Source organism: Myxococcus sp. AB025B (assembly GCF_006518215.1).
Taxonomy (GTDB): Bacteria; Myxococcota; Myxococcia; order Myxococcales; family Myxococcaceae; genus Myxococcus; species Myxococcus fulvus.
This window is the reverse complement of record NZ_SRLW01000024.1, coordinates 24,535-45,171: the sequence shown is the minus strand read 5'-3', so window position 1 is coordinate 45,171 and position 20,637 is coordinate 24,535. Positions and strand designations below refer to the sequence as shown.

11 protein-coding genes are annotated in these 20,637 nt (G+C 74.1%); 8 read left to right on the top strand and 3 right to left on the bottom strand.

Annotation, left to right across the window (positions count from 1 at the left end; translation table 11 throughout):
- Window positions 1–3: 3 nt before the first annotated feature.
- Both FL311_RS06355 and FL311_RS06350 read right to left on the bottom strand, forming a co-directional pair.
- Window positions 4–354, bottom strand: a complete 351-nt coding sequence (locus FL311_RS06355) for a DUF2019 domain-containing protein (protein WP_141324046.1) — start codon at window positions 352–354, stop codon at window positions 4–6.
- Window positions 354–1,709, bottom strand: a complete 1,356-nt coding sequence (locus FL311_RS06350; protein ID WP_141324041.1) for a hypothetical protein — start codon at window positions 1,707–1,709, stop codon at window positions 354–356. Before FL311_RS06350 ends, FL311_RS06355 begins: the two co-directional genes overlap by 1 nt.
- A 162-nt stretch (window positions 1,710–1,871) precedes the next feature.
- On the opposite strand from FL311_RS06350, the gene FL311_RS06345 reads away from it, so the two are divergent.
- On the top strand, window positions 1,872–2,297 hold the full coding sequence (locus FL311_RS06345) for a hypothetical protein (protein WP_141324040.1): 426 nt from the start codon (window positions 1,872–1,874) through the stop codon (window positions 2,295–2,297).
- A 39-nt stretch (window positions 2,298–2,336) separates the two neighbouring features.
- Here FL311_RS06345 and FL311_RS06340 read toward each other — a convergent pair whose 3' ends face one another.
- The gene (locus tag FL311_RS06340) at window positions 2,337–4,871 is read right to left on the bottom strand and encodes a protein kinase (RefSeq protein WP_255510315.1); all 2,535 of its coding nucleotides are present in this window, start codon (window positions 4,869–4,871) and stop codon (window positions 2,337–2,339) included.
- A gap of 223 nt (window positions 4,872–5,094) precedes the next feature.
- On the opposite strand from FL311_RS06340, the gene FL311_RS06335 reads away from it, so the two are divergent.
- From FL311_RS06335 to FL311_RS06305, 7 genes are all read left to right on the top strand, one after another.
- Entirely contained in the window at window positions 5,095–14,643 is a 9,549-nt protein-coding gene (locus FL311_RS06335) for a flagellar hook-length control protein FliK (protein WP_141324038.1), read from the top strand.
- A gap of 21 nt (window positions 14,644–14,664) precedes the next feature.
- On the top strand, window positions 14,665–15,264 hold the full coding sequence (locus FL311_RS06330) for a hypothetical protein (protein WP_141324037.1): 600 nt from the start codon (window positions 14,665–14,667) through the stop codon (window positions 15,262–15,264).
- A complete protein-coding gene (gene queC, locus FL311_RS06325; RefSeq protein WP_141324036.1) occupies window positions 15,264–15,962 on the top strand; it encodes a 7-cyano-7-deazaguanine synthase QueC in 699 nt (232 codons plus the stop codon). Before FL311_RS06330 ends, queC begins: the two co-directional genes overlap by 1 nt.
- Window positions 15,959–16,618: a D-alanyl-D-alanine dipeptidase gene (gene ddpX, locus FL311_RS06320; protein ID WP_194869081.1), complete on the top strand. Its 660-nt coding sequence runs from the start codon at window positions 15,959–15,961 to the stop codon at window positions 16,616–16,618. The genes queC and ddpX overlap by 4 nt, the downstream gene beginning before the upstream one ends.
- An 88-nt stretch (window positions 16,619–16,706) precedes the next feature.
- The gene (locus tag FL311_RS06315) at window positions 16,707–18,104 is read left to right on the top strand and encodes a von Willebrand factor type A domain-containing protein (protein WP_194869080.1); all 1,398 of its coding nucleotides are present in this window, start codon (window positions 16,707–16,709) and stop codon (window positions 18,102–18,104) included.
- Window positions 18,105–18,112: 8 nt separating this feature from the next.
- Window positions 18,113–19,936 (top strand): HAMP domain-containing sensor histidine kinase, encoded by a 1,824-nt coding sequence (locus tag FL311_RS06310; RefSeq protein ID WP_141324034.1) that lies wholly within the window; start codon window positions 18,113–18,115, stop codon window positions 19,934–19,936.
- The gene (locus FL311_RS06305; protein ID WP_141324033.1) at window positions 19,933–20,637 is read left to right on the top strand and encodes a response regulator transcription factor; all 705 of its coding nucleotides are present in this window, start codon (window positions 19,933–19,935) and stop codon (window positions 20,635–20,637) included. Before FL311_RS06310 ends, FL311_RS06305 begins: the two co-directional genes overlap by 4 nt.

Genomic DNA, 20,637 nt, shown 5'->3' with positions numbered 1-20,637 from the left:
AGGCTACTCCGGGTCCAGCGCCCAGGTCCCGTTCTCCCAGTGTTTCAGGGTCATGATGGCGTCGAGGGCACCGACGCCGCCTTCCTTCGCCGCCGCCTCCAACACGGCCTTGGCTTCTTCTGTCCGGTAGCGGAGCAGGAAGCCCGCCGCCATGGCGCGAACGTCCGTGCGGGGATGCGTCAGCAGGACTGTGAGGGCTTCTCGACCTGCGTTCCCCTGGGCTCGGAGTTGCTGAAGCGCCGCGATGTACTGCTTGGCGTGGCGGTTGCCCGTCCTGGCATCTCCTCGCCGGATGGCATCGGTCTGGGCCGCGACGTTCTTCGCGATTCGCTCGACCAGTTCCTCCAGTGTCATCACCAGAGCCCCTTGCTCACGTTCTCGATGGCCAGCAGCCCGAACTTGCGCTGCGCCTCATACGACTGCGTGCTCAGCCACTGCCTCACGGTCTGTGTATACGACTGCGTGATGGGATGGCGAATCGATGAGTACAGGGCGCTGACCTCCGTGTGCAGGTCCTTGTCCAAGGGAATGATGTTCTCGGTGTTGTGGAGGGACTGGGGGCCGAAGCGCGTCACGTTGCCCGGGGTCTGCTCGACGATGTGGTGCCACTGCTTGTCCTGGCCCGCCGGGCCCATTGCCTTCTTGAATCCGCTGAACGAGCCCCAGGCCTTGTAGCCCGCAGGACGCGTCTTCGCGGAGGCTCCGCCTCCCTTGCCGCCGGCCGCCATGGCCACCGCGTTGGGCGCGAGGGCGATGGTGACGGTCTCCGCACTCACCGCCACCGTGCCGACGTCCGCGACCGCCGCGAGCCTGATGCCCATCTGGGCTTCGGCCTGCACCGCCGCCTGCGAGGCGCCGGGAAACTTTGGCACCTTCGCCCCCAGGCCCGCCGCCGTGTTTCCAATGGCGGCGGTGGCCAGCATGGCGAACGCTCGCGCCGCGTTGCGGCCCATGACCTGGCCGTAGCGCTCTCCCGCCTCGCGTAGCTCGTCGAACGTGGTGGCCTGCTCTGCCTCCTCCACCAATCGCTTGAAGCCCACGATGAGGCTCCAGAAGGTATCGACCCCGACATAGGCGATGAGCGAGGCGGTCATCACCGCGGCCACGCCCTTCGAGAGAGGCTCGGGCACCGCGAGCAGGATGCAGTACGTGGTCCACGTCCAGAGAACCGCCGCCATCATGGCCTGCGGGTCGGCCATGCCCTTGAAGGCATCCATCATCTCTTCCCACACGACGCCCTGTGCCAAGGCCATGGCCAGGGCGTAACGGCCATCGCCGGTGACAGTGGAGGTCTCCACCAGGATGCGCAGACAATCGCCGGGCTTGTTCGAGCGTTCGCACCAGCGCAGGTAGGCACGCGTCAGTTCCACCTCGGTCGTGGGTGGTTCGCCCTCCAGGTGGGCGCCCGGTCCCAGCGGGATGACACGATGAACGCGTGGCTCGTACAGGTACGCACCGCTGCGCGAATCCACCTCGAACAACCGCCGGGCTGCATCCTGGGGATGGGGGGATGGCCGCACGCTCTGGGCCAGCGCTTCCACGGCTTCAGCGAAGTCGTCCTCGTCCAACTCCACTGGCGCGCCATCGCCGCTGGTAGGGGTGAGGATGGTGGGCTCGCCGCGGCCCGTGTGCAGGCGCACGGACTTCGTGGTGCCGCTGCATCCGGCCAGCATCACGAGCAGTAGAGGAAGCGCCCATCGTGGCGGCATGCGGAGCCCTCGCGCTGGCTCCCGTCCGAGGAAGCCCATCGTCGACCTGTGGTCGTGGAATATTAGTTGGACCAACTCCTACGCGTCTCCCGAGGGGCTGTAGATTTCCAGTCGACATCCCGCACCCCGCGTGGCTTTGAAGCTTCGCGAGGTTGTTGCGTCATGTCGGGCATGAGAATCGCCCTGCTTGTCGGTGGTCTGTTGCTCGCCTCGGGCTGTGTCGTGCACTCGCGCTCCGAGCCGCGTCCCGGGCCCTCGCGGCCTCCTCCACGTCCGTCCTCCATGTCCTACAAGGAGGCCGTGGACCGGGGCTTCGGGGAGTGTCGCTCGCGCCGCTATGACTGCCGCCTCAAGGAGGCGCACCGCACCGGACGCGATGTCTGGAAGGTGAAGTTCGAGGCCTCGGCGCCGGGGGCCCGGGGCCACCTGCACCTCGAATACGACGCCTTCTCCCGCAACCTGCTCAAGGTGGACGAGAAGGTGAAGGCACGCCGGGACAGGGACGACGACTGGGATGACGATGACCACCGTCACGGCCACGGTCGCGGCAAGGGCAAGAAGAAGGGGCACGCCCACCGCGACGACTGACGCGCGCTCCGTCGGGCCCGGGACGGGATTCCCGGCCCTTCAGCCGCCCTTCTTGTTCAGCCGCTGCAGGGCTCGGTTCGCCTCGGCCTGACCGCAGTCTCCGCTCTTGCCGACCTCCAGCTCCGCGAGGCGGACGAGGGCGGGGACGGCGTCCATGTTGCCCAGCACGCCCAGTCTCCGCGCGGCGAGCCGGCGCAGCTCACACTCCTTGGCCTCCAGCGCCTTGGCGTAGCCCTCGACCAGGTCGAACCCGTCCGTCTCCTTCGCGGCGTCCAGGTAGCGCACCGCGCCCCACTGCTTGAGCGAGAAGTCGCTCTCCACCAGGTCGATGAAGTACGGACGCACCCGCTCCCGGGGGATGTTGCTCAAGAGCTTGCGCAGGTCGTCGGAGTCCTTGCGGCCGTAGTCCTCCGCGAGCCCGTCCAGAATCGAGTCCTCCACGCCGGCGCGACCCTCGTCGTCCAACGTGGCGAGCAGCACCCGCTCCTTGTCGTGATTGCCCAGCGCGTGGTGCGTCGCCGCGAGCGCGCGTCGCACCGAGGCCTGCTTCTGCTCCTCGTTCGACGTCGCGTTCAGCAGCGCGAGCGCCTCCTCCGTCCTGCCGTCCTCCAACAGCGACAGGGCCTTCACCGCGGGGCGATTCAAATGCCACACCCACGCGGCGACGAGCAGCAGGAGCACCCCCGCCAGCGCGCCCGCGTGCTTCGGCTTCGCTCGCGCCAGCGCCACGGTGGCTTGGGCGCGCGCCTTCAACTTCGCGGGCGTCAGCTCCTCGCGCAGCCACGGACCCACCCCCCGCAGCGACTGTCGCGGCGAGAAGTCGCGCACGCGCTGGAGGCGCTCACGGGTCCGCTGGGTCATCGAGGCCCAGGCCACGCCCGTCCTGCGCAGCGCCGGCGCGAGGTGCACCGCGAGCGCGCTCTGCTTCTCGAAGCGGCCACCGAAGGGCGGGCCCTCGGCCATGCGCAGGCAGCGGTAGAGCTGCAACTGCTCCTCGCGGCCGGGCAGGGTGATGGAGCCACACGGCTCCACCTCCGCCTCGGCGCGGTTGCGCGCCAGGTTCACCGCCTCCGTGAAGGTGACCTCGCCCGCGGCGGCGACGTGCTCCACCGTCTCCACCACCTCCATGGGCTCGCCCAGCACGGTGTCGGCGGTGAGCAGCACCTCGCCCGCGTGCAGACACACGCGCACGTTCAGCCGCTCCCCGTCGGGCAGCGACTGGTTGTGGCGCCACAGCTTGTCCTGCATCGCCATGCCGCACAGCACCGCCGCGGTGGGCGAGCGGAACACCACCAGGAGCGCGTCCCCGCGCTTCTGCACCAGCCGCCCCTCGTGCTCCTTCACCAGCGGAATCAGCAGGCGGTCGTGCGTCTCCAGCATCCGCGCGTTCTCTTCGTGCGTCTGCCGGCTGGTGCGCTCGGTGAAGCCCTGGATGTCGGTGAGCATCACCGTCAGGTTCTGCGGCTTCACCACCGAGTTGCTGCCGGACAGGGACGGGCTCGCGCCCGACGGCCGGGTGCCGAAGGCCGCCGTGCCCGTGCGCACCATGCCCGGCGGAAGGCTGTGCGCGCCCGAGGTGGCCACCGCGCCGTACGCGGCCGTGCCCTGGCTGATGCGCTGGGACGTGGCGGGCACCGGGGCGTCCGCGCCCCCGAAGACGGAGGTGCCGGTGGGGCCGGGCGCGGCGGCCGCGGGCGTCTCGCCGGTGCCGAAGACGGACGTGCCCGAGGGCGAGGTGACGGTGGCGGGCATCCCGGCGTAGGCGGGCGTGCCCAGCCCCGGTGTCAGCGCGGAGAGCGAGGCGTGGGCCGCGGCGAGCGCGTCCGCCAGCTCGTGCGCGCTCTGCGTGCGCCTGGCCGGGTTCTTCTCCAAGAGCTTCATCACCAGCGACAGCAGGCCGATGTAGCGCGACAGCGACGGAGCCGCCCGGTCCAATGGCAGCGGCGCGTGCGAGGCGTGCTGCGCGAGGAAGTGACGCGCCTGGGGCCCGTCGAACGGCAGGCGCCCGGAGAGCACGCGGTAGATGAGCACGCCGAAGGTGTACAGGTCGCTGCGCGTGTCCACCTTCGCGCCCACCGCCTGCTCCGGCGACAGGTACTCGGGGGTGCCGAGCACCACGCCCACCTGGCTGACGTTGCTCTGCGCGTCCGGCTCCACGAGTCGCGCGATGCCGAAGTCGAGCAGCCGCGCCTGCTCACCGCGCGCGCCGGGGGAGATGAAGACGTTCTCCGGCTTCAGGTCGCGGTGGATGATGCCCTTGTCGTGGATGGCGGCCAGGCCCTCCGCGAGCTGGTGGAGCAGCGGCAGCGCGCGCCCCGGCGGCATGGGCCCCCGGGTGAGCACGTCGTAGAGGCTCTCGCCCTCCACGAACTCCATCACCAGGCAGGCGTGATCCCCCGACTCGCCGAAGTCGACGATGTGGACGACGGCGGGGTGCTCGACGGCGGAGAGGAGGCGGGCTTCGCGCTTGAAGCGCTCGGCCATGCCGGGCTGGGCGTTGAGGTCGTGGTGCAGGACCTTGATGGCCACCTTGCGGCCCAAGGAGACCTGTTCACCCAGGTACACTTCCCCCATGCCGCCCGAGCCCAACGGACGGAGGACTCGGAAGCGACCGTCGAGGACGAGAGAGTCGGGAGCCAGCACGCCGGGCGCATCTTGTCCGACTTCGCGTTCGCGCGCATGACGAACCGCACGGGGGCGGCCCTGGGGCCGCTCTGCCCCTCCGGCTGCCCCCCGGGCGGGGGATTGCCATAAATTTCGGGGGCTTGGGCACCGTGGTAGCGTCCAGGCTCCCGCGATGGCCAACGAGAGCGACTCCCCCAAGCCCACCGCGGCGCCCGACGCGCGCGCCGCAGCACCCGAGCTGCGCCTGCTGGACCGCAGGGCCTTCGTGGGCTTCCCCGCGCTCGAAGTCACGCCCGGGCTGCGCATCTCCGACTTCGCCCTCCAGATTCCGGACGTCAGCTTCCCCTTCAACGTCAGCGCCGGGGCCACGCGTTATCAGCGCAAGAAGCTGAGCTTCGGCTTCCTGGAGCTGAGCGTCGACGCGGACCTCGTCACGCGGCGGGTGGCGGAGCTGGCCGGGAAGCTGGCGGGCATCGAGGAGCTGCGGCTGCACTTCCGTCCCGGCTACCTGGAGGGCCAGGGGCGGCTGCCCGCGCCGGAGCGCACGCCGTTCACGTTCAAGGTCGCCTTCGACGCGGATGGCGAGAAGCTCGCCGTCTACCTGTACGACGTGCGGCTGTACGGCTTCTCGTCGACGCCGTCGGTGCAGGTGCCGGGGCTGTTGTCCGCGGCGGTGGGTGCGCTGGCGCTGGTGCCCGACGTGGAGGTGCGCGGGGCCTCGGGGTTCTCCACGCGCGTGCTGCCCGCGCTGTGTCAGCTCGCGGCGGTGAGCCGTGGCTACAAGATGCCGTCGCTGGACACCGCGCGCCTGTCGGCCGCCGAGGTGTCGAGCACGGGCCTGCGGCTGCGCTTCGCGGCGGGGGGCCTGCCGCCTCCGTCCGCGCCGGACGAGGAGCTGCTGCTCACGCTCGAGGGTGCGCGGGCGTTCGCGGACGCGGAGGGGCTGGTCGCCCAGGGCCGTCTGGCCGAGGCGCGACAGGTGTATCTGCAGGCCGGGGACGCGCAGGACGCGCACCCGTTCGCGGCGGAGCGGCTGTTGTCGCTCCTGGTCGCGGACCCCCAGGCGCACGAGCTGGCCCTGGACGTGGCGGCCACGCTCCAGCGCAGGCGGGACCGGAGCCCCGCGGCGCTGTGGGGCGAGGCGGTGGTGCGCGAGCGCCGGGGCGAGGGGGCTCGCGCGGCCGAGCGCTATCTGGCGCTGTGCGCGCTGGCCCGGCGCACGTCCGAGGAGGCCGCGGCCTTCTTCTCCGCCGAGGCCGCCGCGCGCTGCTCTCGCGACACCGCGCCCCAGGTCGCGGTGAAGGCGCTGCACGAGCTGCTGGGGCTCAAGCCGGACCACCTGCCGTCGCTCAAGGCGCTGGCGCGCGCGTCGGACCAGGCGCGCGACAGGGCCGGCGCGGTGCGGGCCTATCGCCGGCTGGCGGCGCTCGCTCGCGACCCGCACGAGGCCGCGGACGCGCACGTGCACCTGGCCCGGCTGTGCGCGCAGACGGAGGACGACATCGCCGGCGCGCGCCTGCACTGCGAGGCCGCTCTGCGACTGGCGCCGGACCAGGCCGATGCGCTGCTGCTGCTCGGTGAGCTGTGTCACCGCGGCGGCGAGCACCTGCGCGCGCTGAAGGCGTTGGACCGCCTGCGCGAGGTGTCCATGGCCCGGCACGAGCTGGACCGGGTGGGCCACGCCGACCTGATGGCCGGCCGCGTGTGGGAAGAGGGCTTGAAGCAGCCGGAGAACGCGCTGCTGCGCTACCGCGAGGCGGTGTCGCTGCTGCCCGGCGAGCCCGAGCCGCTGTTCGCCGCCGCGCGCGTGGCGGAGGGGCTGGGCCGGCTGCAGGAGGCGCTCGCGGGCTATCAGCAGGCGCTGGAGCTGGCGGGGCCGGCGCCGCGCTCGGAGGGCATCCGCCACGCGGCGCATGCCAGCCACCACGCGCTGGCCAGGCTGTACCGCTCGCGGCTGGGAGACCCGGCGCGCTCGCGCGAGCACCTGGAGTCCGCGCTCGCGCTGGACCCTCGCGACGCGCTGGCGCTCGAGGAGCTGATTCCGTACTTCCGCATCACCGGCAAGTCGCTGGAGCTGGCCGACGCGCTGGAGAAGTCCGCCGCGCTCCAGGACGAGCCCTCCAAGCGCGCCGCGTCCTGGGCCGAGGCGGGCGAGCTGTACCGCGGGCGGCTGCAGCAGCCGGAGAAGGCGGAGCGACTGCTGCTGCTCGCGCTGGAGGCGGACGCCGACCACCGGCCGTCGCTGGAGTCGCTGCTGGCGCTGGCCGAGGCGCGCCGCGACGGTCCGCTGCTCACGCGGTGCCTGTCCGCGCTGGCGCGGCTGTCCACCGACGTGAAGGAGCGCGCGCAGAAGTACCGGCGCCTCGCGGTGGCCGCGCGCGACCTGGCGTTCGACCTGGACCTGGCGGTGCACTCGCTGCAGGAGGTGCTCCGCGCGGAGCCGGATGACCTGCCGGCGCTGGGGGAGCTGTGCGCCCTGCAGCGCAAGCGCGCGGACATGGCCGGGCTGGCCGTGGCGCTGGAGGAGCGCGCGCGGGTGGCCGAGGCACAGGGCGACAAGCGCCTGGCGGCGGCCGCGCTGCGCGAGCTGGCCGGGGTGCTGGAGGCCCGGCTGGGGCGCGTGGGCGATGCGCTGGTGGCGCTGGAGAAGGCGGCGCGGCTCGCGCCCGACTCCGCGGTGCTGCTGGACCTGGCGGACCTGTCCCTGCGCTGCGACCGCCCCGAGCATGCGCGGCGCGCGCTGGAGTCGCTCTTGTCCACGCTGCCTCGCACGGCGGCGCCGGAGAAGCTGGCGGACGTGCGGGCCCGACTGGGACGCGCGTGCGAGATGCTCGGCGACCGCGAGGGCGCCATCGCCGCGTACGCACAGGCGCTGCCCTTGCGCCGGCTGGACGACGCGCTGGCCGCGCGGCTGGAGGCCCTCTACACGGAGGCCGGCGAGACGCAGGCGCTGGCCGAGCTGTGGGCGGGCCGCGCGCAGGCCCTGATGGGCGCCGAGCGCGCCGAGGAGGCCGCGCCGCTGTTCCTGCAGAGCGCCCGCGCGCTGCTGGAGCGGGGCGAGAAGTCCGCCGCGCTGCTGCGCCTGTCCGCCGCGCTGGAGGCGAGCCCCGAGGGCCCGCTGGCGGCCGAGGTGCTGGAGTCCCTGGCCGAGCTGGAGCTGGAGCGGGGCGAGAAGCTGGAGGCCGCGCGCCTGTACGCGCGCCGCGCCGTGCTGGTGCCCGAGGACCGCGCGGGCGCGCGGCTCTTGTTCCGCGCGTCGCTCCTGGCGGCGGGCACCAGCCGCGAGGAGGCGTTCCTCGCCGAGGCGCTCGAGCGCGACGCGTCCTTCGCTCCCGCGCGGCAGCGCCGGGGTGAGCTGAAGCTACCCACCGATGCGCGGGCCGCGCTGGACGACTTCGAGGCGGTGCTGGCGCTGCCTCCCGTGGACGCCGACGCGCCTCGCGAGGCGGAGCGCGTGTCCCTCACGCGCAAGGCCGCGGGCGCCGCCGTGCGCGCGGGCCGCACCGACTCCGCGCGCCGCCTGTTGGCCGAGTACTGCATCCGCGCGCCGGAGGACCTGGACGCGCGCGTGGAGCTGGCCAACCTGCACCGCAAGGCGGGCGCCCGCGAGGCGCTGGCGGACCTGCTGGTGGAGCTGTGGCCGCGCCTGTCCGGCGAGCCTCGCCGCGCGGCCCGTCGCGAGCTGGCGGAGCTGTCGCTGTCGCTGGGGCGCGCGGGCGCGGCGATGGACTCGCTGCGCAGCCTGCGCCTCGAGGAGCCGCACGACACGTGGGCGGCGCAGGCGCTGCTCGACTTGCTGCCCCCGCCGGGCACGGGCTCCGTGGAGGAGGAGGCCGAGCGTCTGGAGCTGTTGGGCGCCCTGGTGACCTCGTCGTCGGGGGAGGAGCGCGCGGAGCTGCTCGCGCGCCGCGCCGTGCTTCACCGCGCGGCCCACCGGGTGTCCGCCGCGCGCGAGGACTTCTCCGAGGCCGCCACGCTGTCTCGCCGCCCCGCGCCGCTGCTGCTGGCGCTGGCGGAGCTGGCGCGTGAGTCCGAGGACGAGGCGGGTGAGCTGGAGGTGTGGCGTCGCGCGGTGGTCGCCGATGCCCAGCTCGGCGCGCGCGCCCGCGAGCGACTGCTCGCCCTGGGGACGACGCTGGCGGAGAAGGACGTCCGGCCGCTGGCGCGCGAGGCGCTGCTCGCCGCCGTCGCCCTGTCGCCCTCGGAGGCGGAGCGCTGCGACGCCTGGCTCACCCTGGCCGACCTGGCCCGCCGTGACGAGCGTCCGGACGAGGAGGCCAGCGCGCTGGCCGAGGCCGCGAGGCAGGGCCCCACGCCCCGCCGCGTCGAGGCGCACCTGGCCCGCGCCGCGCTGCTCGAGTCGCGCGGAGCGCTGGCCGACGCGCGCGAGAGCCTGCGGGCGGCGCTGGCGCTGGCGCCCCGACACGCGGGCGCCACGGCGTCGCTGCTGCGCGTGCTGCGGACCCTGGGAGACTGGGCCGCGCTGGCCGAGGTGCTCGCGGCCGAGGCGCCCCACGCGGGGTCGGGCGAGGCCGCGACGATGTACTCGGAGCTGGCGTCGCTCTACCTGGAGCGCCTGGACCAGCCGGGCCCCGCCGAGGCGGCGCTGCGCCACGCGCTGCGGCTGACCCCGGACGACGCGAACGCGCGGCGCCAGCTGGTGTCCCTGGTCGCGGGCCGGGGCGAGCTGCGCGAGGCCGCGGCGCTGCTGGAGACCGCCGCCGAGAGCGCGAGCGCGACGGAGGCCGCCACGCTGCTGCGCGAGGGCGCCGCCTACGCGCGCGACGCGGAGGACCTGGAGCGCGCGCTGAAGCTGTCGCGCAAGGCGCACGCCCTGGTGCCCGCGCGCGGCGCGGAGCTGGCCTCGCTGGCGGAGCTGCTCTACCTGCGCGGCGCGGTGGTGGAGGCGCTGCCGCTCCAGGAGACGCTGGCCCTGGCGGTGGACTTCTCGGGCGACGTCGAATCCGCCGAGGCCACCTGGCTGCGGCTGGGCGAGCTGGCGGAGAGCGCGGGCGAGACGAAGCGCGCGGTGGGCGCGTACCGGAAGCTGCTCGCCGAGCGGCCCCTGTGCGAGGCCGCGGTGCAGCGGCTCTCCGCGCTCCTGGAGAAGGACGACCCGCGCGGCGCCTTCGAGGTGCTCGTCACCCACGCGCGCTCGCTGGCACCGTCCGAGGACACGGTGCGGCGGCTCGTGGTGCTGGCGGACAAGGCGCGCGCGTCGCTCGCGGACGCGGGCGTCGCGGCGTCGCTCTTGTCGCACGCGGCGCAGATGGCCCAGACGCCGCTGCCCCTGCGACTGCGGCTCGCCGCGCTGTACCGCGAGACGGGGCGCTCGCTGGAGCTGCTCACGGAGCTGCGTCAGGTGGCCGCGCTCAGCCTCCAGGTGGGCGACGTGTCCGCGACGCTCGCGGCCTACGACGAAGAGGCCCGGCTCGCCGAGTCCACCGGCCGCGCGGACGACGCGCTGCGCGCGCTCGCGGATGCACGCGACCTGCTGGAGTCGCGTGGCCGTCCCGCCGAGGCCGCCGTGTCCGAGCGCCGCCGCGCGGAGCTCTTGCGCGACGTGAAGCTGGACCTCGCGGCCGCGGAGGGCGCGCTGGACCGGGCCTTCTCGCTGGCGGAGGACCTGGGCACCGCCCGCCTGGGCGCCGCGCTGGCCGAGCGCCGCGACGACGCCGAGGCCGAGGCCCTGTGGCTGGAGCGCGCGCTGCCGCTGCTGGACGACGCCAGGCAGGCCGCGGCACTGCGGCTGCGGCTGGCGAAGCTGCACCTGGGCGTGCTCGCGGACGCGGAGGAGGCGGAGCGCTTCCTGCGCGAGGCGCTGCGCGAGGACCGCTCGCTCGAGGAGGCCGAGGCGCTGCTGGCCCGGCTGCTGGAGCGCGACGGCCGCATGGCGGAGCTGGCCGCCTGGTACGAGGAGTGCGCCGAGGGCGAGCCGGACGCGGAGCGCCGCGCCGAGCTGCTCCTGCGCGCCGCCGTGCTTTACCGCGACAGGGCGGGGCGCCCCGACGCGGCCGCCGCGGCCTTCATCGCCGCGCGCGCGGCGCGCCCGGACGACCTGGACCTCACCGCGCAGGCCGCGGAGCTGTTGCACGAGGTGAAGCGGCACGCGGACGCCGCCGAGTTCGACGCGGTGCTGCTGGAGGCCGACCCGTTCCGCGAGCCCGTCTTCACCCGGCACCGCGCCTTCCTGGAGGAGTCCGAGGACCACCAGTCGCTCGCGGAGCTGATGTTGCGGCGCGCCCAGCGTCAGTCCGACGTGGACGCCGCGGCCAGCTACCTGGCGGCGGCCCGGGCCTTCCGCGCGGGAGGCGCCCGCGAGCGCGCGCTCCTGTGCGAGGACCGCGCCTTCGAGCTGGACCCCGCGAGCGTCGAGGCCTTCGAGCAGGTGCGCGAGCGCGCGGCCACGGACGTGCGCCGGTTGTCGGAGCTGCTCGCCCAGCGCGCGCGAGCCCTGCCTCGCGAGCAGTCGCTGCCCCTCCTGCGTGAGCGCGCCACGCGCCTGCTGGACGCGGGAGAGGCGCTGCTGGCCGCCGAGGCCTTCGACGTGTACCTGGCGAGCGCGGGCGACGATGTGGAAGCGCTGTCCGCCCGCGCGGAGCTGGCGGCTCGCAGTGGTGGCCCCGCCGCCGCGCGGCCGTATGACCGGCGGCTCCTGGACGCGGGTGGAGACGCGCTGCCGGTGCCGGTGCGCGCGCGGACCTGGCTGCGGCTGGGCCACGCGTCGCTGGGCGCGAACGCGTACCACGACGCGGCGGATGCCTTCGAGTCGGTGGTGTCGCTGGAGCCCGACGGCGAGCGCGGCCGCGAGGCGCTGTCGCTGCTGGCGGAGGTGCACTCGCGCACGGGCAACGCGCCGGGCCTGTACCGCGCCTCGCTGCAGCTGGCCCGGCGCGCGGAGGACACGGCGACGGCGGAGGTGCTGTACCGCCGCGCGGCGGACCTGTTCGAGGACCCGAGGGAGGCCATCGACGCGCTGCTGCCCCTGGCGCGGCTGCGTCCCGCGGACGCCTCCGTCATCGACCGGGCCGTCGCGGGCCTGCGCGCGATGGGCCGCCACGGCGACCTCTTGGCGGTGTACGAGTCCGGCGCCGAGGCCGCGGGAGGCGCCCGCGCCGCCGAGCTGCTCCTGGCCGCCGCCACCGTGGCCGCCGAGTCGCTCGCGGACGCGGACGCGGCGTGGGAGCTCACCCAGCGCGCCGCCGAGGCCGCGCCCGAGGACGTCACCGCGCTGCGCGCCCTGGTGACGGGCCTGCGCGAGCGTCGCGAGACGGCCCGGCTGCGTCAGGCCCTGGAGCGGCTGGTGCCGCGCCTGGAGGACGCGGACGAGGCGGCCCTGCTGCGGCTGGAGCTGGCCGCGCTGCTGGAGGCCGAGGGCGAGACGTCCACGGCCCGCGAGGCGCTGGAGGCGGTGGTGGGGCGCGGCGCCTCGGGCGCGGGCTACGCCGTCGCGCTGGAGGAGCTGGAGAAGCTGCTGACGGACGTGCCCTCGCGCCGGGCCGAGGTCCAGGTGGCCCGCGCCGAGCTGACGTCGGGACGCGAGCGTCGCTCGCTGATGCTCGCGGCGGCCCGAGCCTTCGAGAGCGCGGGGCGGCTGCCGGACGCGCTGAAGGCGGCCAGGGCCGCGGCGGCCGTCGAGCCGGACGTGGACGCGACGCTGCGGGTCGCCCACCTGTACCGGGCCTCGGGCGAGGCGCCCAAGGCCGCGACGGCGCTGCTGCAGGCGGCCCGGCTCGCGTCTCCGGACGAGCGTCCGCCGCTGCTGCTGGAGGCCGCGGACCTCTGGGAGAAGGCGGGCGAGCACGGCGAGGCGTTGGAGGTCATCGAGCGCATCGCCACCGAGGCGCCGGACATGCTCGCGCCGTCGGAGCTGGCCGAGCGCTTCGGCCGGCTGGGCGCCTTCGCCCGCGCGCTCGAGGTCGGCTTCGCGCCCGCGATGCTGGCCGGCGAGCTGACGGACGCGCTGGCCATGGCCGCGCAGGCCGGCGACGCGGCCCGCACGCGCGAGGCGCTGTGGGCCCTGGTCGCGCAGGCGGACGCGGACCCCGCCCACGCCTCCGCGCTCGCGGACGGGCTGCGCGCGGAGCACGACGCGGAGGGGCTGCTGGAGCTGGCGGCCCTGTCCGGGTCCAGGGACGCGGCCTTCGCCGTGGCCCTGCGCGACGAGGTGCTGCGCGACCCGGACGCGCCCGAGCTTCAGCGCCTGCGCGCCCTGGACGAGCTGTCGAGCGACGCGGGCTTCGCGGCCCGGCTCACGCTGCTGTTGCCCGGCCTGGAGAAGCACCCGGAGGTGCTCTCGGAGGCGGTGCTGAACCGGGTGCGCGCGCTGCCGGACGCGTCGCGTGTGGAAGCGCTCGCCATGGCGGCGGAGGGCTGGACGTCCCGCCGCAAGTCGCTGCTGCTCGAGCGCCACATGCTGGAGTTCAGCCTGGGGCGCTTCGACGCCGCCGCGCGCACGCTGGGCCAGCTCATCGAGGTGGAGGAGGACGCGCGCGCACGCGCCACCCTGCACCTGGAGCAGGGCGAGCTGTTGCTCAGCCCGCTGGAGCGGACCGACGAGGCCCGCGCGGCCTTCGAGCGCGCGCTCGAGGATGACGCCACCTGCGTGACGGCGCTGCACAACCTGCTCGCGCTGGTGGACGAGGCCGAGGACCCGGCCGTCTTCGTGTCCCTCGCCGAGCGCCTGGTGGCCACGGAAGGGCCCGCCGCCGCGACGCAGCACCGCGAGCGCTGGGCGGACGCGTACGAGATGCTGGGCCAGGTGGCCGAGGCCGCCGCCCAGTTGGAGGCGCTGCCGGAGACCGAGGAGCGCCTGGCCCGCCGCGCGAGGCTCGCGGAGGAGCGGGGCCTCACGGGCGAGGCGCTGCGGCTGCGCGAGCGGCTCACCGACGAGCCGGGGATGCTGGAGTCCATCCTGCGTGGCTACCTGGACGCGCAGCTGGTGGCGCCCGCGGCCCGGCTCGCCGAGCGCCTCCTCGACGGCGCGGGCCTGTCGCCGGAGGTCCTCCGCCTGGCCTGTGAGCGGCTGTCGCCCGTGTCGGAGGGCGCCGTGTTCGCCACGCGCGTGTGGCCGGGGCTGTTGCGCGCATCCCCGCTGGACGTGGATGGCTGGACGCTCTACGCCGAGGCCCTGCGGCTCGTCGGACGTCAGGACGCGGCCGAGCGCGCGGATGGCCTCGGCGCGGCGCTGTCCTCCAGCACGGCGCTGGTGACGCGCGTGCCGGTGTCGCCGCTGCCTTTGCCCTCGGGCTTCCAGCACGCGCCGCCCGCCCGGTTGCTGCCGGTGACGACCGAGAGCTTCCCGCGCCTGTTCGCCGCGCTGCGGCCCGCGCTGACGTCCCTGGGCGCCGGGGCGCTGTCGGTGGGCGTGGACCCCATCGGCGGGGTGGAGGCGTACCTCACCGCGCCGGACGCCCTCGTGCTGGGCGCGGGCGCGCTCGCGTGCTTCGACGCGGTGGAGCTGGGCTATCTGTGCGCGCTGGCCCTGGCGCTCGGAGAGGCGGGCGTGAAGCTTTCCCGCCCGGGCGAAGTCCCCGGCTTCGACGCAGCGGCCGTGGCGGCCTTCCGCGCGGTGCCCTCGTCGCTCGCGGCGGGGCGCGTGCTGGCCCGGCTGGATGCCAAGGTGCGCGGGGGTGACCCGGCGCGGGTGGATGTGGGCGCGGTGCTCGCACAGGGGGAGACCTTCCGGGCGGTGGCCCTTTGCGTGCTCGACCTCGGGTAGCCGTGTAGCCTGCCCGGCCGTATGCGCCTGAAGCCCCTGCTGCTCTCCGTCCTCCCCGCCGCCGCCGTCGTCGCGGCCATGGCCTGCAACACGGACCCGGTGTACCCAGGCAACCAGTTCCTGGGCACCTTCCAGTTCGAGGCCCGACTGGACCCGGCGAACACCACCTGCGACGCCTCCATGCCGGAGTTCGCGCAGGTGGACGACGCGGGCGTGTTCCGCTTCGAGGGCACGTTCTCCCGCAACGAGGACGGCGGCACGGGCTGGCTCACCGTGCAGGGCTTCAACCGCGACGCGAAGTTCGAGGGGCAGCAGGTCGACTCCATGCTCCGCGCGACGTCGCTGCGCGCGTCCTGTGGCAGCACCTGCAAGGACTCCCAGATTGAGGAGTCACTGAAGGTGACGCTCTTCAGCGACAGCCAGGCGCGGCTGCTCAACCGCGACTGCAACGGCTTCGACGGCGGCATCCCCGACGCCAGCCCGCCGGCCCCCACGGAGAGTGGCTACGACGTGGCGCTCGCGTGCGGCGCGCTGACGGACGTCTTCCTGCCGGGCTCGTGTACGTGTAATCCGACGACGTGCAGGACTGCGTACAAGGTGCAGGGAGTGCGGAGGGACTGATGACGAAGCGTGCGGTGGTGCTGACCTCGGGGGGCCTGGACTCGACGACGTGCGTGGCCATGGCGAAGGCGAAGGGCTTCGAGCCGGTGTGCCTGGCGGTGGCGTATGGCCAGCGGCACGCGGTGGAGCTCGAGCGGGCGCGCGAGGTGGCGACGGCCCTGGGCGTGAAGGACTTCCGGGTGGTGGGCATCGACCTGCGCCAGGTGGGCGGCTCCGCGCTGACGGCGGACATCGACGTGCCCAAGGACCGGCCCGCGGATGAGATGAGCCACGGCGTCCCGGTGACGTACGTGCCCGCGCGCAACGCGCTGTTCCTCTCGCTGGCGCTGGGACTGGCCGAGGTGGTGGGCGCCACGGACATCTACATCGGCGTCAACGCGGTGGACTACAGCGGCTACCCCGACTGCCGGCCGGAGTTCATCCGCTCCTTCGAGGCGATGGCCAACCTGGCGACGAAGGCGGGCGTCGAGGGCGCACGCTTCACGGTGCACGCGCCGCTGTCCGGCCTGACGAAGGCGGACATCATCCGCGAGGGCGTCCGCCTGGGCGTGGACTACGGCATCACCCACTCCTGCTACGACCCGGACGCGCAGGGCCGCGCCTGCGGGCGCTGTGACAGCTGCCTGCTGCGCAAGAAGGGCTTCGAGGAGGCCGGCGTGCCGGACCCGACGCGCTACACGGTGGAGGCCGGAGCATGAGGACGTGGCTGCTGGTGGCGGCGCTGGGCCTGTCGGCTCCGGTGCTCGCGGAGGATGCGGGGAAGAAGAAGGCCAGGCCCGCGAGCACCTCGCCGCTGGTGGACGCCTCCACGGTGGTGGAGGACCTGGCGCTGGACCTGCGCTATGCGACGGAGGACAACTTCCTGAAGAAGAAGGTGTACCCGGACACGGCGCGCTGTCTGCTGCTGCCGGAGTCCGCGCGCAAGCTGAAGGCGGCCGCGGACGTGCTCCGGCCCAAGGGCTACCGGCTCAAGGTCTACGACTGCTACCGGCCCCGCGCGGTGCAGTGGGAGATGTGGAAGATCATGCCCGTGCCTGGCTACGTGGCGGACCCGCGCAAGGGCTCCAACCACAACCGGGGCGGCGCGGTGGACCTGACGCTGGTGACGCTGGACGGGCAGGAGGTGGAGATGCCCACCGCCTTCGACACCTTCACGCCCGCCGCGCACCACGGCTACGCGGGAGGCACCGAGGCGTCGCGCCGTCATCGCGAGGTGCTGCGCGAGGCGATGCTGGGCGCGGGCTTCACGCCCAACCGCATGGAGTGGTGGCACTACGACCTGCCGGACGCGAAGTCGCGGCCGGTGCTGGATGTGCCCTTCACGTCGGAGAAGCAGGGCGGGCAGGCGGGCTGACGGCGCCATGATGGAACCGTGATGATGCCGGCGGGCCGCCTGCGGCAGGCTTCGCACCATCCCAAGGAAGGCCGTGCCCGGTGTCCGCGTGAAGCCCTCGACGAAGAGCGCCCTGCTTCGCTCCCTCTGCGGAGTCCTCCTGTGCCTCGCCGCTCCGGCGTGGGCCCAGGTGGGCGAGGTGACGGGCGTGGTCTCGGAGGCGAAGGACGGGCGTCCCGTGGCGGGAGTGACGGTCCACGCCGCGTCCCCCGCGCTGTCCACGCCGCGCACCGTGATGACGGATGAGCGGGGCCAGTATCGACTCGCGTCCCTGCCCGCGGGCCTCTACACGCTGCGCTTCGAGAAGGAGTCCTTCCAGCCCGCCATGCGCGAGGGCGTGCGCGTGGAGGCGGGACGGACGCTCGGCGTGGCGGTGGCGCTCCAGGCGCTGCCCGTGTCGCATCATCCCTTCGCGTCCCTGACACCGTTCGCGCCGCCGCTGCGACTGGAGTCGGACGGAGTCGCCTGGATGGCGGTGCCCCGCGAGGGCGACATCCGGGACCGCGCGCCGCCGTGGGCGCTGCCCCAGGTGTCGCTGCTCGCCACGGAGGGCTCCGGTGAGCGCCGCTACGTGCCGGGCAGCAAGTTCCTGCGCGACTCGGACCTGCGGGGCCATGGCGTCAACCCCACCATCGACACCGAGGAGGAGAACGCCTCCACGTACCCGCTGCGGGTGAGCACGGCCTCGTACGCGCTGACGCGGGGCCACCTGGAGCGCGACTCGCTCCCGGCCGAGGAGGCGGTGCGGGTGGAGGACTTCGTCAACAGCTTTTCTCCCAAGGAGGGCGGCGAGGACGCGGGTCCGTTCATCGTCGACGTGGAGGGGTTCCCCTCGCCCAGCCGCAAGGGCTACCACGTGGTGCGCGTGACGCTGCGCACGCGCACGGCCTTCAGCGACGTGGGCGTGCAGCTCGAGTTCGACAAGCGCGCGGTGGCCCGCTATCGCCTGGTGGGCTACGAGAATCCGTCCGTGACTCCTCCGGAGCCGCTCGGTGACGGCGTGACGCCGGACCCCGTGCCCCTGGCCGCGGGCGCGTCCGTCACCGCCATCTACGAGGTGAAGCTGATTGCTCCGGCCATCGCCTTCGGTGTCCTGCGCATCCTCTACGAGGAGGGCGAGAACACCATGTGGCGACGCGCTCACAAGCTGTTGCCCTCCAGCGCCCTGCGCTCGTCCATGGCGCGTGCCTCGCCCGACACGAGGCTCACCTACGTGGCCGCCGCCTTCGCGGAGAAGCTGCGCGGCTCGCCCTGGACGCGCTCGCTCGACTGGGCGCGGCTGCACGCGCTCTGGCAGGACCTCGGCGAGCCGCTGGTGAGCCGGCCGGACGTGGCGAGCCTGGGCGCGCTCATCAAGAAGGCGGGCTCGCTCGACTCGCGCAAGGAGGGCCCCGGCGCGGACGGCGCGAGCCTGGACCCCGACCTGCTCCCGAGCTCCGGGAGGTAGCCGCGACGATGCTCCGCCGGCTGCTGCCCATGCTCGTCGCGCTGGTGCTCGGCCTCCTCGGGCTCGCCTGGGGACTGGGCTCCCTGCACCGCATCTTCGCCGAGGAGCGCGAGGACGCCCGGCGCTCGCTCGACTCGCGGCGCGAGGCCCTGGAGCAGTACGCCCGCGCGTCCCTGACGCAGACGCTGAGCGACCGCCTGGAGGCGGCGAGGCCCGCGCTGGAGGCCGCGGTGACGGACCCGCTGGCCCCCGCGACGGGCCTCTACCTGCGCGAGCGAGGCACCCAGGTGCTGCCCCGGCTGGCGCTCCACGACACCGGTGAAGACGCCCCCGCGAGCGAGCGGTACGCACGGCTGCGCGCGGGCACCGAGGTGGCGGAGGACAAGGACGACCCGTGGGCGGAGCGGCTCGCCAGGACGCGCGCGGTGGAGACGGCGCTGGCCCGAGGCGACCGACGCGCGTCCACGGTGGCGCTGATGGCGCTGCTCCAGCACCGCTCGCAATACGTGCTCGCCTCGACCAGGGATGTGCCCGGTCTGCTCGTGGTGCTCGAGGCCCTGGCGGAGAAGGGCGACCCGGTGCCGCAGCTCATGCAGGCCCTGGTGCGCGAGGGCCTGTCGGACGGCCGCGGGGGCCGGTTGGATGGCTTGCAGCGCCTGCTGTTGTCGCGCCGCTCGCGGTTCACGCCCACGGACTTCCAGTTCCTGCTCACGCGGGTGGCGGCGCTCTCGTCGAAGGTGGGCGCGCCCGTGGAGGACCTGCGGGCCCGCGCGAGTGAGCTCGTGAAGAGCCCCTTGCCGCTGCCGGACTCGCTCCCCGGACCGGCCCTGGTGCGCGCGGGGTGGTACCTGGAGCCGCGCGGTGGCAACCAGGTGCGCGGCGTGGCGGTGGACGCGGGTGTGCTGCTCGCGTCGCTCACGCGGGAGATGCGCGAGCGCGGGCTCCTGGACGCGGAAGGGGCGGTGAAGCTGCTCGGTGACGCGCCAGTGGTGGCCGTGGACGCGCTGCCCTTGTCGGTGGTGACGCCGGAGTGGGCGCGCGCACAGACGGCGCTGGAGCGACGCTACCGGCTGAAGACGGGCATGGTGTTGTCGTGCGCCGGGCTCGCGGTGGGCATCGCCGCGCTGGCCTTCCTCGCGCAGCACCGCAAGTACCGCTTCCTGGAGCTGAAGAGCGACTTCGTGGCCACGGTGTCGCACGAGCTGCGCACGCCGCTGGCCTCCATCCGCCTGCTCGCGGAGACACTCGAGTGGCGGCTGGCCGAGGGCGCCGAGGCGCGCGACTACCCGGGCCGAATCGTCCGCGAGGCGGACGGCCTGGGCTTCCTGGTGGAGAACCTGCTGTCCTTCAATCGCATCGACAAGGGCCGCTGGGTGGCGCGGCTGGAGCCGGTGCGTCTGGAGGAGCTGGTGGCGCTGATGCGCCGTGATTTGGAGGCCTGGTCCAAGGTGCCCGTGGAGCTGGAGGCGCACGTGGGCGAGCTGTCCCTGCGCGCCGACTCCCAGCTGCTGCGCCTGCTGCTCTCCAACCTCGCGCGCAACGCGTGCGCCTACAACACCCGGCAGCCGGTGCGCCTGCGCGTGGAGGCGCTGCCTGGCGGGCGCGTGCGCTTCTCCGACAACGGCGTGGGCATTCCGCTCCAGGACTGGGAGCGCGTCTTCGGCGAGTTCGTCCGCCTGCCCGGCCAGGGCCGCGAGGTGCCCGGCAGCGGCCTGGGGCTCGCGCTGTGCCGCCGCATCATGCGTCTTCACGGAGGCACCCTGCGCGTGGTGGCCTCCAGCCCCGAGGGCACCACCTTCGAGCTCTCGTTTCCCCCGACCGCGACGATATGAACCCCACCCAGCCCACCATCCTCCTCGTGGAGGACGACCCGAACCTGCGGCTCGCGCTGCGCGACAGCCTGGAGCACCAGGGCGGCTACGCCGTGCAGGAGGCCTCCACCGTGCGCGAGGCCCGCGAGCACCTCTCCCGTGGCGCCTTCCAGCTCATCCTGCTGGACGTGATGCTGCCCGACGGCGACGGCTACTCGCTGTGCCGCGCGCTGCGCGAGGAGGGCGTCGGCACGCCGGTGCTGATGCTCACCGCTCGCACGCTGGAGGACGACGTGGTGCGCGGCTTCGAGGCGGGCGCGCAGGACTACCTGGGCAAGCCCTACCGGCTGCGGGAGCTGCTCGCGCGAGTGGGCGCGCTGGTGCGCCGCGCGGGAGGCGCCGCGCCCGCGAAGCAGGTGCGCTTCGGCGGCTACCGGATGGACCTGGACCGCCGCAAGGTGGAGAACCCCGACGGCGCGAGCGTGGAGCTGACGCGCACGGAGTTCGACCTGCTGGCCTTCCTGGTGAAGGAGCGCGAGCGGGTGCTGCGCCGGGACGACATCCTGGACGCGGTGTGGGGACGCGACGTCGTGGTGGACCCGCACACCGTGGACAACTTCGTCTCCAGCCTGAAGAAGAAGCTGGGGTGGAACAGCGCCTCGCGCTTCGCCATCCAGACGGTGCGCGGGGTGGGCTACCGCATGGAAATCGAAGCGCCCTGA

Excerpts from the sequence above, each read along its gene's own strand:
- FL311_RS06340 (WP_255510315.1), bottom strand. The coding sequence starts at position 4,871 with ATGGGGGAAGTGTACCTGGGTGAACAGGTCTCCTTGGGCCGCAAGGTG.
- FL311_RS06310 (WP_141324034.1), top strand. The coding sequence starts at position 18,113 with ATGCTCCGCCGGCTGCTGCCCATGCTCGTCGCGCTGGTGCTCGGCCTC.
- FL311_RS06350 (WP_141324041.1), bottom strand. The coding sequence starts at position 1,709 with ATGCCGCCACGATGGGCGCTTCCTCTACTGCTCGTGATGCTGGCCGGA.
- FL311_RS06335 (WP_141324038.1), top strand. The coding sequence starts at position 5,095 with ATGGCCAACGAGAGCGACTCCCCCAAGCCCACCGCGGCGCCCGACGCG.
- FL311_RS06305 (WP_141324033.1), top strand. The coding sequence starts at position 19,933 with ATGAACCCCACCCAGCCCACCATCCTCCTCGTGGAGGACGACCCGAAC.
- FL311_RS06345 (WP_141324040.1), top strand. The coding sequence starts at position 1,872 with ATGTCGGGCATGAGAATCGCCCTGCTTGTCGGTGGTCTGTTGCTCGCC.
- ddpX (WP_194869081.1), top strand. The coding sequence starts at position 15,959 with ATGAGGACGTGGCTGCTGGTGGCGGCGCTGGGCCTGTCGGCTCCGGTG.
- queC (WP_141324036.1), top strand. The coding sequence starts at position 15,264 with ATGACGAAGCGTGCGGTGGTGCTGACCTCGGGGGGCCTGGACTCGACG.
- FL311_RS06330 (WP_141324037.1), top strand. The coding sequence starts at position 14,665 with ATGCGCCTGAAGCCCCTGCTGCTCTCCGTCCTCCCCGCCGCCGCCGTC.
- FL311_RS06355 (WP_141324046.1), bottom strand. The coding sequence starts at position 354 with ATGACACTGGAGGAACTGGTCGAGCGAATCGCGAAGAACGTCGCGGCC.